We start from the raw sequence: 15,771 nt of genomic DNA on the forward strand, positions 1-15,771 counted from the left end.
GGCTGGCTTTGGACGGCGAGGGGGTCGCGAGGTGGGGCTGGTTTTGGGTTGTTGATGGGGCTGAGTCGTGACGTTGGGGTCCGTGCTCTGGGACGGCGAGTGGGTTGGGAGGTCGGGCTGGCTTTGGGTTGTTGATCGGGCTGGGTCGTGACGGTGGAGGTCGAGCGAGTTGTGGTGACCGCGAGCTGGATGTCAGAGGAGCTCGGCGAGAGTCCGGGGACCGTGTCGACGACCGATGAGGCCGGGGGCCGCTTGGCTGCGGGCTTGGCGGTCGGCGAGACCACTCGGGCGACCAGAGCCAATGGCGCTCGCCAGTTCAAAGCGGGGTCGGCCATCGCCAAGAGATGAGCGCACAAAGGACGCAGGAGGTCCGAGCGAGGGCTATCGCCGCCCGAAAAGCACCAGCGAAGGGCATTCGTTCACAACGGGGCAGCAGCACCAAGAGCCTTCTGCACCCCAGATGGAGAGGCGACGGCCCTCGCTCGGACCTCCTGCGGCCCGCGCGGAGGCCTCATCGTCACGACGCCGCCTCATCAACGACTTCGAGGAGCCCAGTCGTCGCTGTCGCGCGAGGCGTAGCGCTCGATCAACGCGTCGACCGCCGCGCGCTTGACCGGGTCGGTGTTGCTCGGCGGAGCCACTCGGGCGACCAGAGCCACTGGCGCTCGCCAGTTCAAAGCGGGGTCGGCCCTCGCCAAGAGATGAGCGCACAAAGGACGCAGGAGGTCCGAGCGAGGGCTATCGCCGCCCGAAAAGCACCAGCGAAGGGCATTCGCTCACAACGGGGGAGCAGCACCAAGAGCCTTCTGCACCCCAGATGGAGAGGCGACGGCCCTCGCTCGGACCTCCTGCGGCCGGCGCGGAGCCTCATCGTCACGACGCCGCCTCATCAACGACGTCGAGGCGCCCGCCTCAGGGCTCGGGCTGCCCGCCTCAGTGCTCGGGCTGCCCGCCTCAGGGCTCGGGCGGGACCCGAGGTTCGTTCGCGACAAACTCCTCGTGGAGGATCTGAAGCCCAAGCACGTGATTGATCAGAATGTCGTCACGCACAGCCTCGGCCCGGTCGTCGCTGTTGCGCGCGAGCAGCTCGGCGACGCGATCGGGATCCAGGATCCCCGCCGCCTCGCACGCATCGCGCGAGGCGTAGCGCTCGACCAACGCGTCGACCGCCGCGCGCTTGACCGGGTCGGTGTTGCTCGGCGGAGCCATGAACGCGAATTTCTCACGCTCGTAGAGCACCTTGGGCAAGATCCCGCGCATGGCCTCACGCAGCACCCACTTCTCGGTCCCGCCGTGGATTCGGTACGAGGGCGGGATCTGGCGGGCGTACTCGGCGAGGTGGTGATCGAGGAAGGCCGGGCGCGACTCCATCGAGTTGGCCATGTCCACGCGGTCGCCACCCCAGGTCAGGATCTGGCCCTCGAGCATGGTCTTGATCCAGCTGTACTGCACGCGGTCGAGCAAGTGCCGACCTTCGAGCTGGCTGCGATCGATGCGCTCGGCGACCGCGGCGATGGGGTCGTAGTCGGCCAGCTCCTCGCGCAGCGCGGGCGCGAGCAGGGGCCGGGCGCGGGCCAGGGTCAGGATCCACGGCTGGATCCACGAGGGCGTGAACCCGATCAGCTCGTTCCAGGCCGGGTGCTCGGCCTGCTGCTCGGCGAGGATCGCCCCCTCGAACACCGCGTTGCTGGCCTGCATCTTGGTTCGCAGGGCCGCGAAGCCCTCGTCGGCGCCGTGCTCGGCGGGCCCGTGGACGAAGAGGTCGCGCTTGAAGAAGGGGTAGCCCGAGAACAGCTCGTCGCTGCCCTCGCCCGTGATCACGCTCTTGTAGCCGGACTCGCGCACGCGCCGGCTCATGTGCCACTTGGCCACGGACAAGGTGTTGTAGAAGGTCCGCTCGGCGTGCCAGACGACGCGCGAGAAGTAGCCGCCGTAGAGCTCGCGGGCGCGCAGGTGCAGGACCTCCTGCTCGGCGCCGGCGGCCCGCGCCATCTCGGCCGCGATCGCGGACTCGTCGTAGTTCGGGTTGTCGAAGCTGATCGTGTAGGCCTTGACCGGCGACTGCTGCATGGTCGAGGCGATGCCGAGGATCGAGCACGAGTCGATGCCGCCGGACAGGTAGCAGCCGACCGGGACGTCGGCCTCGAGCCGGACCCCGACCGCGTCGACGAGGCGATCGCGGACGCCCGTGATCCACTCGCTCGGCCCGCCGTGGCCCTCGCGCTCGGCGGCGCGCGGGAAGTTCATGTCCCAGTAGACGTGGTCCTCGCGCTCGAGCCGACCGTTGGCGCCGCGGCGGAACACCAGCATCTGACCCGGGCGAACGGCCTCGATCTCGGCGAAGGAGGTCGTCCCCGGGACCATGACCTGCATCAGCTGGTTGAGCGCGGCCTTGGGATCGAGGCGACGCGGGACCGTGGGGTGGCGCAGCAGGGCCTTGACCTCCGAGCCCCAGAACAGCTCGCGCTCGCGCTGGTGGATGTACAGCGGCTTGATCCCGAAGCGATCGCGGACCAAAACCAGGCGCTGCTCGACCCCGTCCCACAGCGCGAAGGCGAACTCGCCGCGGAGGTGCTCGACAAAGTCGAGGCCGTGGCGACGGTAGAGGGCCAGGGCGATCTCGGCGTCGCTCTTGCTCGCGAAGCGCTCACCCTCGCAGCTGAGCTTGGCCCGGATCGACTTGAAGTCGTAGAACTCGCTGTTGCTGGTCAGGATGACCTGTCCGTCGGACGTGGTCAGCGGCTGATCGCCCGTGTGCAGATCGATGATCGTCAGCCGGGTGTGGCCCATGGCGAGCCCGAGCTGCGGATCCAGATGCATCCCGCGACCGTCGGGGCCGCGGTGGACGATGAGATCCATCATCGCGTTGAGGTTGGTGCGCGCCTGGTCTTCGAGGCCGTCGAGGCGCCAGTAGCCGACGATTCCACACATGGGGCTGGTCCTTTGGTTGGGCCTTCAGGAGGCCAGGTACTGCACGCCCGCGGGCACGCGATCGATCGCGCCGAGCATGCTGATCAAGAGCGCCTGGCGCAGGTACACGGCCCCGGCCGCCTGGGCGAAGTAGAGGTTGTGGGCCGTGTCGTCGAGGCTGACGTCGAGCTCGGCCTTGCGAGCGAGGGGGTGAAGCACGACGGCGTCCTTGCGAAAGGGGCTGTCGGCGCGGAGGGCGTAGCGTTGATCGAGCTCCTGGTAGCTGCCGCCGAGCAGCGCGATCGAGTTCATGTAGACCGCGTCGAACTCGGGCAGGACCTCGTCGAGGTTGGCGTCGACGAGCTCGAGCGGGACCTCGCTCGCGGCCACGGCCGCTTCGAGGCTGGCGTCGAGCGGCCGCGCGTCCTCGCTGAGCAAGCTGATCTTGGCCACGGCGTGGGGCTGCATCAGCGCGAGCAGCAAGAAGCTCCGGACCGCCCGCATGTTCGCCGGGGTGCCGATGACGCCGAGGTGGAGGCGGCGATCGGGCGCGAGCGCCCCGCTCATGAGCTCGGGCCGCCACTTGAACAGGCAGTACCAGTCGAGCAGCGCCTGCGTCGGGTGCTCGTCGGTGCCGTTGCCGGCGTTGAGCAGCGGCAGGATCAGGTTGCTGCGGATCTCCTCGATCGCGCTGACCCGTGGGTGGCGCATGATCACGATGTCGCCGTAGCTGTTGAACATCTCGCCGATGTCGGCCAGCGACTCACCCTTGGCGACGCCCGTGACCTTGCCGTCGGGCACGCTGAGGACCCGGGCGTCGAGCCGCGCCGCCGCGCTCTCGAACGACAGGCGCGTGCGGGTGCTGGCCTCGAAGAAGGCGGTGATGATCAGCTTGCCGGCCAGCGGGCGATGGCGGGCGATCTGGGTCAGCTCGAGCAGCGCGGCGAACTTGCACACCTGGACGATCGTCTCGTGGTCGAGGTCGCGGATCTGGACCAGGCTCTGCCCGGCGAGGGTCTCGAGCCGGGCAAAGTCGATCTGTTTGTCGCTGGCGCTGAGCAGCTGCCGGGGATCGAGGATCAGGCCCTTGCTGTTGAGCCGAAGCCCGGACGGGGGGAGTGTGTTCACCATGGGTTCCCATTCTTGAGGTCGCGGACCAGCAGCACGATCAAGACCGTGACACCGAGCCCGCTCGCGCCCAGCGCGGCGTAGACCAGCGCCGAGAGCAGCGTGGGGGAGAAGACCCCGCTCATGAGCCTGTCTCCTGCGCGGGCGCGGGCTCGGGCTGCGAGAGCTTGGCCCAGTCGAAGTCGCCCGGGGCCAGGACGCTGCCGAGCACGACCACGAGCATGGACACGGTGGTGCCGACGAGCGCGCCCGTGTACCAGCCCACGAAGACGTAGCAGGCCAGGCCGACCAGGCTGCCGGAGATCATCGCCCACAACACCGCGCGGGAGTTGGCCCGGCGCCAGTAGAGCCCGGCCAGGATCGGCCAGATCGTGCTGCCGACCAGGGGCCCGGCGAAGAACAACACCGTGGCCAGCGTGCCGAGCTTGGGCAGGCACAAGAGCCAGGTCAGGAGGCCGAGGCCGACGAGTGCCCAGGCCGCGTGCCGCCGCTGGCGCTGGTCGTCGCTGCGCCCGCGCAGGAGCATGCCGTGGACGAGATCATGGACGACGAGGTCGCTGGTCGCGGCCAGGAGGCTGTCGATGCTCGACGCCAGCGAGGCGAACACGGCCACGAACACGAGCACCGCGCCGACGCCCCCGAGCAGCTTGGCGGCGAGCAGCGGGCCGACCATGTCGGGGCGGACGATCGGCAGATCCAGGCCCGCCGCGGCCAGGCCCAGGAACCCGGCCAGGATCGGGATCGGCAGCCAGATCAGCGCAGCCAGGGTGTAGGCCCGCTGACCCACGCCCTCGCGCATGGCCAGCGCCCGGCTCCACCACACGTTGCTGTGGAAGATCTCGCCGAGGCCGAACAGGAGGCCGTTGAACACGCCCATGAGCGCGGCCGGGAACAGCACGGTGACCAGCGCCGGGCGCGACGTGGCCAGCGACTCGTGGACGCTGGCGACATCGATCTGGGTGAGGACCGCGATGACCACGACCGCGACGCCGAGGATCACGATCAGGCTCTGGATGAAGTCGGTGCCGATGACCGCGTGGAGCCCCCCGACCACGGTGTAGCCCACGCACACGGCCAGGATCACGCTCATGCCCCAGTGGTAGGGGATGCCCGCGAGCGCCTCGAGCAAGAGCCCGCCAGCCATGCCCATCGAGACCAGCCAGGTCATGGCGTAGAACAGCGAGATGATCAGAAACACGACCCAGGCCGGCCGACCAAAGCGCAGGCGTACGAACTCGGCGCTGGTGTAGCCCGTCGGCATCAGCGCCCGAATGCGCTTGGCCATCGGCGCGAACAAGAGCAGGCCGATCGCGGCCGTCGAGTACGACAGCATGCCCCACACGCCCATCTCGAGGGCCAGCTGCGGGGCGAGCATTGTCGTGTTGGAGGTGACCCAGGTGGCGACCGCGGTCGCGGCCCCGAGCGCCAGCCCGACGTTGCGGTTGGCGAGCATGAAGCCGTCGAGCGAGGCGCCCTTGCGGCCCCACCACAGCCCCAGCGCGAGCCACAGCACCGCGAAGCCGGCGATCAGGATCCAGCCGGTCGTCGGTGAGAGGATGGCGATCTGGCTGTCCATCGCGGCCTCAGCGGGGCGTGCTCGTCGAGCGAGCGGCGAGCAAGACGGTGGCCGCCGTGATCACGAAGACCACCGCGCCGAGGATGAACAGGATCACGGCCAGGCGCAGATCGTGGTGCTCGACGAGCACGGACTGGGCCGCCGACCACTCGGTCCACGGCGCCTCGCCGCCGTCGCTGGCGCCGTTTAGAGGCCGGCTGCGGACGCGAAAATAGCTGCGCCCGTCGAGGCGCCCCGACACGTACCAGCTCGGCAGGGTCCCGCGGTAGCGCGAGCTCGGATCGTCGAAGTTGGCGCTGCTCGACTCTTGCAGCTCGTACTCGAGCTCGCGCTCGGACTCGGCGGGCTCCCACTTCAGCAACACCGCGCCATTGCTCGACTCGAGCTCGGGATCGCCGACCATGGTCGGCGCCGCGGCGCTCGGCGTCGGGCTCGGCTCTGGCGCCGCCCACAGCTCGGGCGCCGCGAACAGCAGCGCAGACGCGAACAGCAGGGCCACCGAGCGGACTCGGCGGCCCCGGACTGGGACCGATGTGGGCATGGAAGAGGGGACGCGCGGCACGAACCGACGAAAGTGGGCGCCACGCACGGCCAGAACCCGGCGGAGCCAGGGCCTTGCACCTCCCATAACATTTCGACGGCGCGCGCTCAAATGTCGGCGAGCACGGTAAAACGCCGTGCGCACGACGAGCGCGGGCTTTAGCATGAGGCTGTGGGTACAGCGAGTCGTTCGACGAGTCTCCTCGACGCACGCGTCAATGCTTCGCGGCTGCGCGCCGATATCGAGGCGCTCTCGGCCATCGGCCGCCAACCCGATCGCAGCATCTCGCGTCTCGCCTTCAGCGAAGCCGACATGGAGGCGCGGGCGTGGCTGCGCGGGCGCATCGAGGACGCAGGCCTGACCGCGCACCAGGACGGGGCCGCCAACCTCCACGCCCGGCTCGGCTGGGACGGCAGCCCGAGCTACATGATCGGCTCGCACATCGACACGGTCCCGAGCGGCGGTCCCCTCGACGGTGCCCTCGGCGTGCTCGTCGGCCTCGAGTGTCTGCGCCGCCTCCACGAGCTCGACCTGCCCCTGCGTCACCCGCTCGAGTGCGTGGCCTTCAGCGACGAGGAGGGGCGCTTCGGCGGCTTGCTGGGCTCTCAGGCGATCGCAGGGCAGCTCAGCCCCGCCGACCTCCACAAGGCTCGGGACCTCGAGGGCGTCAGCCTGATCGACGCCATGGCCAGCCGAGGGCTCGACGCGATGGCGGCCCTCGACGCCCGCCGCAGCGCCGAGTCGCTGCTCGCCTACCTCGAGCTCCACATCGAGCAGGGCCCGGTGCTCGAGGCTCGGGCTGCGACGATCGGCGTGGTCGAGGGCATCACGGGCCTGTTCAAGTGGGAGATCCGAATGATCGGCACGCCCAACCACGCCGGAACCACGCCGATGGATCTTCGCCACGACGCGTTCACCGGCGTGGTCGAGTTCGCCGCCGCGATCCCCCGCCTGCTCGACGAGAACGGCTCGGCCCGGAGCCGCGCGACGATCGGCCGGGTCGAGCTCCAGCCCGGGTCGGCCAACACCGTTCCGGGTCGGGCGATCTGCTCACTCGACGTCCGCGACCCCAACCCCGAGGTCCTCGCCAACCTCGCCGAGGCCATGCGGCGCTCGCTCTCGGCGCTCGCCCGTCGTCACGGCCTGATGTTCGAGTTCGAGATCCTCAGCGAGGTCGAGCCCGTGGCCTGTGACGCGGGCCTGATCGAGCGGATCGATCGGGCCGCCGAGGCGCTCGGCCACGAGCGGATGCGGCTGCCGAGCGGGGCGGTCCACGACGCGCAGGTCATGGCCAAGCTGACCCGGGTCGGCATGATCTTCGTGCCCAGCTTGCAGGGCATGAGCCACTCGGCCGCGGAGTGGACGGCGTGGGAAGACATCGAGGCCGGCGCCAACGTGGCGCTGCGCGTGCTCGGTGAGCTCGTGGGCTAACTTCGCGCCCGAGCAGGTCTCGAGCGCTCTCGAGGGGGGAGCGCCGCGACGACCGAGCGGCCGCTTGCGGCCCTGCGTGGCCGAGTCGCTGACGGCCGCGGGGGTCCTCGCTAGCAGCCCGGGGTGCAATGCCTCGCGCCGCCTCGCTTGGCCTTTTCGCCGAGGGCTTTGTCGCCAAAACTAGCAGTACGCCCGGTACAGCGGCGTTTTGGCTTCGCGCCCTCGGCAAAAAATCCGGCGCGAGGCGACACGATGCATTGCACCCCGGGCTGCTAGCCGTCGGCGGGGAGGTTGCCGGCCTCGTTCTCTTGCTTCTTGAGCGCCGCGAGCTTGGGCTGGGCGACGTCCTTCGAGTAGGTCGAGCAGCAGTCTTGCTGGATGTACTGCGACCACTGGTCGATCGACTTGCTGACGTCGCCCTGGGCCTCGTAGACCATGGCCGCGCCAGCGAAGGCGTCTTGGTCGCCGGCCCACTGGGTCTGGGCCTTCATGAAGGTGCGCAGGGCCTTGTCGAGCTCCTTGGCCTCCAGCTGGACCTTGCCGAGCTCGCGGTACACGTACTTGAGCTTGGGGTTGATCTCGCCGACCTCCGTGAGCACGGTCGCGGCCTCGTCGAGCTTGCCGGTCTCGCGCAGCGCGACGCCATACTCGAGCCCGTACTGCTCGGTGTCCTGGTCGAGCTCCCAGGCCTTGCCGAGGTGCTCGGCGGCCTTGGCCCAGTCTTTGGTTCCGGCGTAGGCGCGGCCGAGGGACGCGCGGGCGCTGGCGTCTTCGCCGTTCGCGGCGACCGCCTTCTCGAGCGGGTCGACCGCGGCGGCGTAGTCCTCGCGCTCGAGCTCGACTTTGCCGAGGCCGGTCAGGGCCGCGACGTTGCCGGGCTCGTTCTCGAGCACCCACTTGTAGCCTTCGGCGGCCTCGTCGCTCTTGTGGTTGCGCAAGTTTGCGTCGGACTCTTTGAGCTTCGCCGCAATTTGCTCCGGGAGGTTGGCGTCTTCCACCTCGGGCTTGCAGGCGGGGACGATCAGCATGGTGGCGAGGGCAAGTCCGAGGGCACGTTTCACGCGAATACTCCTGAAAAGGGGCGCGGGGCCGGGTTATCACGGCTCGGCGCACGCCGTCCAGCGTCGCCTCGCGGACTGAGAGGGGATCGATTTGCGCCGACCCGGGCGAGATCCTACACAGCGAGGGTGACCGAATCCGACGACTCAACGCCGCCGCTGCTGGGCCTGCGCCACCTCGCGCTCCACATCGCCGACGCGCACTACGAGGCGACCCTGCGCTTTTATCGTGAGGGCATGGGAATGGCGATCGACTGGCAGCCCGACGACGCCGCCGCCTACCTCACGAGCGGCCGCGACAACCTCGCGCTGCACCGCGTCGACACGGTCCGCCGCGAGCACTCGGCCCTCGACCACCTCGGCTTCATGGTCGCGGACGCAGCCACCGTCGACGCCTGGCACGCGCGACTGAGCGAGCGCGCCGCAGACCTGGGCATCGAGATCCTGGCCAAACCCAGGCTCCACCGCGACGGCGCGAGCTCGTTCTATCTGCTCGATCCAGCCGGCAACAAGGTCCAGATCGTCCACATCCCGAGTTGTTCTTGACCCCCCCCCGCCCGTTGGCGACTCTGCCACGCACGGCCGCGGTTCTAGTTTTGGGTGTTTAGCCAGCGCAGGGCTTCGGCCTCGCCGAGGAAGCAGCGCAGGTCGAGGTCGAGGTTGCGGGCGAGCATCAAGGCGGCGGTGCGCAGGACCGAGGAGCTTGCGACGAGAGCTACGCGACGGACGCCCGCTCGGTGCGCGCGCATCAGCCACTCGCGGGCCCGCGCTGGGGTTCCTGGTCCGTAGCCGGCGGCGGCTCGTAGATCGCAAAGGACGGCGTCCGAGGTGTGTTGCTCGATACGCTCGATCAGCTCGCCCAATCGACCGTCGAGCATCGGCGTGTCGATGAGCCCCTGGAGGTGGACGCGGACGATGCCGACGTCTCCAGCCCCGGCCTCGACGCTCGACCTGACAGCGCTACGAATTTGGCTGTGATGCATGCGAGGGGGAGGGGGCGAGGGGAGGGGACGAGGGCAGGGATCGGGCTCGAAACCTGGCTCGAAACAAGCTGCCGGAGGTGTCTCGGGCTTTCGCCGGCGAGACATCGCTGCCCTTCTTGTTGTGGCGTGGGGCGTTTTGGGACAACCCTGGCCACGCAGTCCAAGCTTCGGTCCGCACGCGCGCAGACCTAGACCTCTCGACCCTAACCCAAGGTCCGAGCAGGTTCAACCGAAATACCAGCGGCGGATCAGGCCGCTGGCTCGGGCGAAAGATCAGGCGAAAGATCAGGCCAGGGATCAGGCCTGTTCCACGCAGCCGCTCTCGGTGCACTCGACCGTCAGCTGGAGCGGGTAGCCGGCCCCGACCGGCTCGAAGCTGATCGTCGCCGCGCTCCCAACCGAGTTGCCGGAGGCGTCTACGGCCTGGATGCCGACCTCGTCGAGCAACGCGCCGTTGAGCTCGCGATCGGGATCGGGGACGAGGCGGTAGCCCATCGCGTCGCCGGCGAGATCGCAGTCGAGCTCGGTCTCGAGCAACACGACCGTGCCGTTGTTTTGGTAGGCGGTGACCTCGAACCGGTCGATGCCGATCGCTGCGCAGTTGCCGAAGCCGTCGGCGCCGAGGCGCCACCTGAGCTCGAACTGGGCGGGGCGAGCGGTCAGCTCGGCCGCGACGTTGGCCTGGGCGGCCTCGAAGATCTCGACGCGCCGCTCGGTGTCAGGCTGGCCGAGGTTGTCCATCGTCTCGACGCCGTTGTCGTCTTGGGCGCTGACGATCAATGAGTACAGACCAGGCTCGAGCAGGTCGAGGACGATCTCACCGCCGTCCTCGCACGGAATCTCTTCGCTGTACACGACGGTCAGATCCTCGCTCGGACCCTGGACGAGCTCGGCCCGAAGCGAGTCGATGCCGAGCTCGGCGCAGCTTTTTTGGTTGCCGAGCTCGTAGGTGACCGAGAGCGAGCCCGGCCCCTTGTCCGGCGAGCAGCCGGCGAGGGCGGACACGCCCACGACGACCACGAGCGCGGCGGGGAGTCCGAGGGACTCGAACGACAGTAGCGAGCGAGAGCGGGACGTCTGGGAGTGGCGCATGGGCTCGCCCAAGGTAACCGCGGTCCCGGCCCGAGGCGAATTTCGCCGAAAGTTTGGCCTCACGGGCGGGGGATCCTATGGACCGGGATGGTGGGGCGTACCCCACCCTGGGATCGACGGAGGAGCCATGCGTATCTCGTTCATTGCATCGACAGCCGTACTGGGCGCCACCCTCGCCGCTCTGTGCTTTGCCCCAGCGCGGGCCGGGGCGAGCGAGCCCTCGGACGCGAGCGAGCCGTCGAGCGCGCTCGAGCCCTCGGGCGAGGACGAGGGGGAGGGGGATCCCCACCCGGCGAACGAGAGCAAGGCCAAGAGCAAGAGCAAGAGCAAGTCCAAGAGCAAGGCCAAGTCCAAGTCCAAGAGCAAGTCCAAGTCCAAGTCCAAGAGCAAGGGCAAGTCCAAGAGCAGGTCCAAGTCTCGCAACGACGAGGCCTGTCACTACCGCACCCCGATCCACTGGCACGAAGTCGAGGCCGGCGAGCACCTCGGGCTGATCGCGGGGCGCTACGGCGTGCTGAGCACGGATCTGATCGGCCTCAACCCCACGCTGGCCGACAACCCCGACCACATTCGCGTCGGCCAGAAGCTGGCCGTGTGCCCCGAGCTGCCGCCGCGCGAGGTCGTGGAGTTCGACCACGTGGTCGCGCCCGGTGAGACCTTCAACCAGATCGCCTACGCCAACAACCTGTCCCCCGAGGAGCTGCTCGGGATGCAAGACGGGGCCCTGGGCGACACCAACAAGCTGCGCGTCGGCGACAAGCTCCACATCGTGACCGTCGGCGACATCTTGATCGGCTTCGAGCCCGAGCCGCCCCAGCGCGGCCGGCTCACGAGCCCGCGCAAGCTGCCCCAGCACGAGGCCTACACGATCAAGCGCGCGCACAACGTCTACGGGACCGCGCGAACCATCAAGCTCATCGGGCGGGTGGTCGACAACTACCAGCGCCGGGTCCCCGGCGGTCCCAAGCTGCGCATCGGCGACATCTCGGGCCGCCACGGAGGGCCGCTGGCCGGGCACCTGTCCCACCAGGAGGGCCGCGACCTCGACATCGGCTTCGTGCTCCAGGGCAAGCTCGCCGATCGCCTTCACTTCTCGGGCGCGACCAAGGACAACATCGATCTGGAGCGCATGTGGGCGCTGATCGACGAGTTCATCGCGACCGGGGAGGTCCGCTGCATCTTCCTCGACTACAAGTTTCAGAAGCTGATCTACGAGTACGCCAAGGACCAGGGCGTGTCCCAGCGCAAGCTCGATGAGTACTTTCAGTACCCGCGCGGGCGCGGGCGCGGCCACGGCATCATTCGCCACTGGCGCGGCCACGAGAACCACCTCCACGTTCGCTTTCGCGAGTAGGAGCAGCCTGCTCGATTCTCCGCGCAGGGCTCGATTTAGGTCCAGCGCCCCGCCGTGGGTGGCAGAGTCGCTGAGGCCCGCGGGGGGTCATGAAACATGTGCACGATCATCGCCGCAGTTGGCGTCTGGCCCCAGGCGCCCCTGGTCATCGCCACCAACCGTGACGAGGCCCTCGACCGAGCGGCGAGCGGGCCGCAGGTGTGGCCGGCCGGCGAGGTCGCGAGCCGGCGAGTGCTCGCGCCGCGCGACCTCCGAGCCGGCGGGACCTGGCTCGGGCTCAACGAGCGCGGCCTCTTCGTCGGCATCACCAACCGCCGCGCGATCCCGGACCCCTCGCGCCGATCTCGGGGGGAGCTGGTGTTCACCGCGCTCGGGGCCGCGAGCCGCGCGGGGGCGCGCGACCGGGTGCGCGAGCTCGATGCGCGGGACTACAACCCCTTTCACCTCCTGTTCGCCGACCGCGACGGCGCGCTCGTGGTCTGGGCCGACGGCGAGCGCCTCCACGAGGTCGAGCTCGGGCCCGGGGTTCACTGGCTGACCGAGCGCAGCTTCGGCGCAGGCGCCAGCGAGCGCCATCGGACCCTCGACCGGCTCGCCGCCGAGCTCGAGGCCGGGCCGCTGCCCGAGGTCGCGCGCTGGCGCTCGATCCTCGCCGACCACCAACCCCACGCGTCGCCCGGCCAGGCGCCCGCGGCCACAGCGGTCGGCCTCGACGCGATGTGCGTCCACGCCCTGCCCCTCAACTACGGCACCCGCTCGTCGACCCTCGTCGAGCTCGGGCCGGAGCTCGGCAGCGCTCGCTTCCTCCACGCCCTCGGGCGGCCCTGCGAGACGGACTTCGTCGATCACGCTGAGGCCGTGCGCGAGCTTCGTCTGGCCTGAGCGAGCTTGCCGGCAAGCTTTGCGTGCTGGCCCCATGCTGGCCCCATTGTGTGATGGTGCGGCCGCCCCGGCGTAGCTACGATGAGGATGCAAGAAGGCTCGAACACAGGCGTCGCGGCGAAGCCGGAGCTCAACTCTGACGGCGAGGGGGAGCCCGCAGCCGGGACCGAGCTCGCCAAACGAGCCCCAGGGGCCGTCGCCCAGGCCCCACGCCGCCCCCGCGTCGTGATCGTCGGAGGTGGTTTCGCGGGGCTCAACGCGGCCAAGATCCTCGGCCGCCGCGGCGCCGAGATCGAGCTCGTGCTCATCGATCGCCGCAACCATCACCTGTTCCAGCCGCTCCTGTACCAGGTCGCGATGGCGGGCCTGAGCCCGGCCGACATCGCCGCGCCGATCCGCGGGCTCCTGAGCCAGTACCGCAACACCACGGTGATCCAGGGCGAGGTCCGTGGCGTCGACGCCGAGGGCAAGCGCGTCTACGGCGAGTTTGGCGAGCTTCACTACGACTACCTGGTGCTCGCGGCCGGGGCCATGCACGCCTACTTCGGCCACGAGGAGTGGGAGCCCTTCGCGCCCGGGCTCAAGACCGTCGAGCAGGCCACGGAGATCCGGCGTCGCGTGCTCACGGCCTTCGAGAGCGCCGAGACCCACGCCGCCGACACCCGTGAGCGCAAGCGCTTGCTGACCTTCGTGATCGTCGGCGGGGGCCCGACCGGGGTCGAGCTCGCCGGGGCGATCGGCGAGATGAGCCGGACGACCCTGGCCAGGGACTTTCGCAACATCGATCCCAAGCTCACCCGGGTCATCCTGATCGAGGCCGGCTCGCGGATCATGGCCGCGTTTCACGAGGAGCTCGCGAGCCGGGCGACCCGCGACCTCGAGAGCCTCGGCGTTCAGGTCTGGACCAACAGCCGCGTGACCAAGGTCGACGCGCACGGGGTCGAGGTCGGCGACGAGCGGATCGAGGCGGCCACGGTGCTGTGGGCCGCGGGGGTCCGGGCCGCCGAGTTCGAGGCGCTCGACGTCGCGCGCGACGGCCAGAACCGGATCGAGGTCGGAGACGATCTGAGCCTGGCCGCCCACCCCAACATCTTCGTCGCCGGCGATCTCGCCCACGCCGTCGACGGCCACGGTCGGCCCTACCCAGGCCTCGCCCCGGTCGCCATGCAGCAGGGTCGCTTCGTCGCCCGGGCGATCCTCCGCGAGCTCGACGGCGAGGCGCGCGGCCGCTTCAGCTACGTCGACAAGGGCCAGATGGCGACGATCGGGCGCTCGCGGGCGATCGTCGAGGCCGGCAAGCTGCGCTTTGGCGGGGTCCTGGCCTGGTGGACCTGGCTCCTCGTCCACATCTTTTACCTCAGCGGCTTCCGCAACCGGGTCCTGGTGCTGATCCAGTGGGCGTGGTCCTACCTGACCTTCTCCCGCGGCGCCCGCTTGATCGTGGCCAAGAAGTGGCGCTCGTACACCGACTCGAGCCCCGAACGCGAGTGAGCCCCGCGCGTCCGCCCGGGGCCCACGTGGGGCCCAGGTGGGGCCCAGGTGGGGCCCAGGTGGGGCACCGTGCGAGACGGCCGAGGGGAGCGACGCGGAGGCGCGAGCAGACGCCGGTTGCCTGGGTGGCTCCGCGCTCAGCCGCCGTCGGCGGCGGGGCCGGGCGGCGACTCGCCGCTGCTCGAGTCGCCCTCGCCCTGGTCGCCACTGGGTTGACCGCCACTGGGTTGACCGCCACTGGGCGGCGCGTCGAGCTCGGGCGGCGACTCGCCGCTGCTCGAGTGGCCCTCGCCCTGGTCGCTACTGGGTTGATCGCCACTGGGCGGCGCGTCGAGCTCGGCGGCGGGGCCGGGCGGCGACTCGCCGCTGCTCGAGTGGCCCTCGCTCTGATCGCCACTGGGCGGCGCGTCGAGCTCGGCGTCGGGGCCGTGCTCGGGCTGCTCCTCGCGCTCGAGCGGCTCGGCGAGCGCGGGCGGCGGGGGATAGGGGAAGCGCGCGGGCGGAGCCCGGTCTGCGCACCCGAGCGCGCTCGCGCTGAAGCTGACAGCGAGGACAGCGCTGACGAAGACGACCACGCGGCGGCGCTCAGCCGTCGCTTTTGTCGTCGTCGTCGTCGTCGTCGTCGTCCTCGTCGAGGCCACCGAGGACCGAGGCCTCGACGCCGTCGTCGTCGTCGCTGCCGATGTCGTCGCCGTCGCTGATCGAGTCTGGCTCCGTGCCCTCGGGCGTGTCGTCGTCGCCGTCCTCATCGTCGTCGTCGTCGTCGTCGTCCTGCAGCTTGTCGGGATCGGAGGGCAGCTCCTTGACGTCGTCGTCGTCTTCGTCGTCTTCGTCGTCACCGGTGCCGAAGGTCGCCGCGTCGATGAAGGTTGCGTCGGAGTTGGACCCGGCCATGAGCTGGGCCCGCTGCTCCTCGATGAAGCCGCGGATCGTCTCCTCGACGTTCTCGTCGTAGCGGACCAGAGCCTTGGCGATCTCGCGCAGCGCGACGACGCCGACCTTGTTGGAGCTCTTGACCAGCGCGGTGCCCTTGCCCTCGCTGAGCGCTCGTGCCCGACGCGAGCCGAGGACGGTGAGAGCGAAGCGATTGGGGACCTGCTCGAGGCAGTCTTCTACGGTGACGCGTGCCATGAGGAGCGCGGAGTATGGGGGCCCTCGGGCCGATTGTCCACTCGCCGCGTGTTGGCCGCCAACGCCGTCAAAGGTCGCATTTTCGTTGCATGGCTGTGTTCGTGAGGGGGCCGGCCGCGCGCCCAGCGCAAGCGCGCGGGGTGATACTGGGCTCATGACCGCACTGCCGATACGGGTCCGACGCGCTCGAGCAC

General features: G+C 69.7%; 15 protein-coding genes. 5 read left to right on the forward strand and 10 right to left on the reverse strand.

Annotation, left to right across the window (positions count from 1 at the left end; translation table 11 throughout):
- Window positions 1–954: 954 nt before the first annotated feature.
- The 5 genes from asnB to ENSA5_RS19000 are packed head-to-tail and all read right to left on the reverse strand — an operon-like array spanning window position 955 to window position 6,155.
- Complete coding sequence (asnB, locus tag ENSA5_RS18985; RefSeq protein ID WP_106393095.1) at window positions 955–2,931, reverse strand: asparagine synthase (glutamine-hydrolyzing); 1,977 nt, start codon at window positions 2,929–2,931, stop codon at window positions 955–957.
- A 24-nt stretch (window positions 2,932–2,955) separates the two neighbouring features.
- Entirely contained in the window at window positions 2,956–4,041 is a 1,086-nt protein-coding gene (locus ENSA5_RS18990; protein WP_106393096.1) for an aspartate/ornithine carbamoyltransferase family protein, read from the reverse strand.
- Window positions 4,035–4,163: a hypothetical protein gene (locus ENSA5_RS39275; RefSeq protein ID WP_258182923.1), complete on the reverse strand. Its 129-nt coding sequence runs from the start codon at window positions 4,161–4,163 to the stop codon at window positions 4,035–4,037. The genes ENSA5_RS18990 and ENSA5_RS39275 overlap by 7 nt, the downstream gene beginning before the upstream one ends.
- Entirely contained in the window at window positions 4,160–5,614 is a 1,455-nt protein-coding gene (locus ENSA5_RS18995) for a sodium:solute symporter family transporter (protein ID WP_106393097.1), read from the reverse strand. Before ENSA5_RS18995 ends, ENSA5_RS39275 begins: the two co-directional genes overlap by 4 nt.
- A gap of 7 nt (window positions 5,615–5,621) precedes the next feature.
- Complete coding sequence (locus ENSA5_RS19000) at window positions 5,622–6,155, reverse strand: hypothetical protein (RefSeq protein WP_181197919.1); 534 nt, start codon at window positions 6,153–6,155, stop codon at window positions 5,622–5,624.
- Between the two features lie 171 nt (window positions 6,156–6,326).
- Here ENSA5_RS19000 and ENSA5_RS19005 point away from each other — a divergent pair, with 171 nt between their 5' ends.
- Window positions 6,327–7,586, forward strand: a complete 1,260-nt coding sequence (locus ENSA5_RS19005) for a Zn-dependent hydrolase (protein ID WP_106393099.1) — start codon at window positions 6,327–6,329, stop codon at window positions 7,584–7,586.
- Window positions 7,587–7,858: 272 nt separating this feature from the next.
- Here ENSA5_RS19005 and ENSA5_RS19010 read toward each other — a convergent pair whose 3' ends face one another.
- Window positions 7,859–8,614, reverse strand: coding sequence for a tetratricopeptide repeat protein (locus ENSA5_RS19010; protein WP_106393100.1), 756 nt, complete (start codon window positions 8,612–8,614; stop codon window positions 7,859–7,861).
- Between the two features lie 159 nt (window positions 8,615–8,773).
- Here ENSA5_RS19010 and ENSA5_RS19015 point away from each other — a divergent pair, with 159 nt between their 5' ends.
- Window positions 8,774–9,190, forward strand: coding sequence for a VOC family protein (locus ENSA5_RS19015; protein ID WP_219906811.1), 417 nt, complete (start codon window positions 8,774–8,776; stop codon window positions 9,188–9,190).
- 44 nt (window positions 9,191–9,234) lie between these two features.
- On the opposite strand, the gene ENSA5_RS19020 is transcribed toward ENSA5_RS19015, so the two are convergent.
- Both ENSA5_RS19020 and ENSA5_RS19025 read right to left on the reverse strand, forming a co-directional pair.
- Complete coding sequence (locus ENSA5_RS19020) at window positions 9,235–9,627, reverse strand: SpoIIAA family protein (protein ID WP_181197920.1); 393 nt, start codon at window positions 9,625–9,627, stop codon at window positions 9,235–9,237.
- Window positions 9,628–9,924: 297 nt separating this feature from the next.
- The gene (locus tag ENSA5_RS19025; RefSeq protein WP_181197921.1) at window positions 9,925–10,719 is read right to left on the reverse strand and encodes a hypothetical protein; all 795 of its coding nucleotides are present in this window, start codon (window positions 10,717–10,719) and stop codon (window positions 9,925–9,927) included.
- A gap of 127 nt (window positions 10,720–10,846) precedes the next feature.
- On the opposite strand from ENSA5_RS19025, the gene ENSA5_RS19030 reads away from it, so the two are divergent.
- From ENSA5_RS19030 to ENSA5_RS19040, 3 genes are all read left to right on the forward strand, one after another.
- Entirely contained in the window at window positions 10,847–12,073 is a 1,227-nt protein-coding gene (locus tag ENSA5_RS19030) for a penicillin-insensitive murein endopeptidase (protein ID WP_106393103.1), read from the forward strand.
- 96 nt (window positions 12,074–12,169) lie between these two features.
- Window positions 12,170–12,955: an NRDE family protein gene (locus ENSA5_RS19035; protein ID WP_106393104.1), complete on the forward strand. Its 786-nt coding sequence runs from the start codon at window positions 12,170–12,172 to the stop codon at window positions 12,953–12,955.
- A gap of 87 nt (window positions 12,956–13,042) precedes the next feature.
- Entirely contained in the window at window positions 13,043–14,446 is a 1,404-nt protein-coding gene (locus tag ENSA5_RS19040; protein WP_106393105.1) for an NAD(P)/FAD-dependent oxidoreductase, read from the forward strand.
- A 137-nt stretch (window positions 14,447–14,583) separates the two neighbouring features.
- On the opposite strand, the gene ENSA5_RS19045 is transcribed toward ENSA5_RS19040, so the two are convergent.
- The gene (locus ENSA5_RS19045) at window positions 14,584–15,021 is read right to left on the reverse strand and encodes a hypothetical protein (RefSeq protein WP_106393106.1); all 438 of its coding nucleotides are present in this window, start codon (window positions 15,019–15,021) and stop codon (window positions 14,584–14,586) included.
- Between the two features lie 10 nt (window positions 15,022–15,031).
- Window positions 15,032–15,577 carry a DNA-directed RNA polymerase subunit omega gene (gene rpoZ, locus ENSA5_RS39915; protein WP_219906812.1) on the reverse strand — a complete coding sequence of 182 codons (546 nt, stop codon included), beginning with the start codon at window positions 15,575–15,577 and terminating at the stop codon, window positions 15,032–15,034.
- Between the last annotated feature and the right edge of the window lie 194 nt (window positions 15,578–15,771).

It is taken from the genome of Enhygromyxa salina (assembly GCF_002994615.1).
Classification (GTDB): Bacteria; Myxococcota_A; Polyangia; order Nannocystales; family Nannocystaceae; genus Plesiocystis; species Plesiocystis salina_A.

Coding starts and splice junctions, on each gene's coding strand:
- asnB (WP_106393095.1), bottom strand. CDS start 2,931: ATGTGTGGAATCGTCGGCTACTGGCGCCTCGACGGCCTCGAAGACCAG.
- ENSA5_RS18990 (WP_106393096.1), bottom strand. CDS start 4,041: ATGGTGAACACACTCCCCCCGTCCGGGCTTCGGCTCAACAGCAAGGGC.
- ENSA5_RS39275 (WP_258182923.1), bottom strand. CDS start 4,163: ATGAGCGGGGTCTTCTCCCCCACGCTGCTCTCGGCGCTGGTCTACGCC.
- ENSA5_RS18995 (WP_106393097.1), bottom strand. CDS start 5,614: ATGGACAGCCAGATCGCCATCCTCTCACCGACGACCGGCTGGATCCTG.
- ENSA5_RS19000 (WP_181197919.1), bottom strand. CDS start 6,155: ATGCCCACATCGGTCCCAGTCCGGGGCCGCCGAGTCCGCTCGGTGGCC.
- ENSA5_RS19010 (WP_106393100.1), bottom strand. CDS start 8,614: ATGCTGATCGTCCCCGCCTGCAAGCCCGAGGTGGAAGACGCCAACCTC.
- ENSA5_RS19020 (WP_181197920.1), bottom strand. CDS start 9,627: ATGCATCACAGCCAAATTCGTAGCGCTGTCAGGTCGAGCGTCGAGGCC.
- ENSA5_RS19025 (WP_181197921.1), bottom strand. CDS start 10,719: ATGCGCCACTCCCAGACGTCCCGCTCTCGCTCGCTACTGTCGTTCGAG.
- ENSA5_RS19030 (WP_106393103.1), top strand. CDS start 10,847: ATGCGTATCTCGTTCATTGCATCGACAGCCGTACTGGGCGCCACCCTC.
- ENSA5_RS19035 (WP_106393104.1), top strand. CDS start 12,170: ATGTGCACGATCATCGCCGCAGTTGGCGTCTGGCCCCAGGCGCCCCTG.
- ENSA5_RS19040 (WP_106393105.1), top strand. CDS start 13,043: ATGCAAGAAGGCTCGAACACAGGCGTCGCGGCGAAGCCGGAGCTCAAC.
- rpoZ (WP_219906812.1), bottom strand. CDS start 15,577: ATGGCACGCGTCACCGTAGAAGACTGCCTCGAGCAGGTCCCCAATCGC.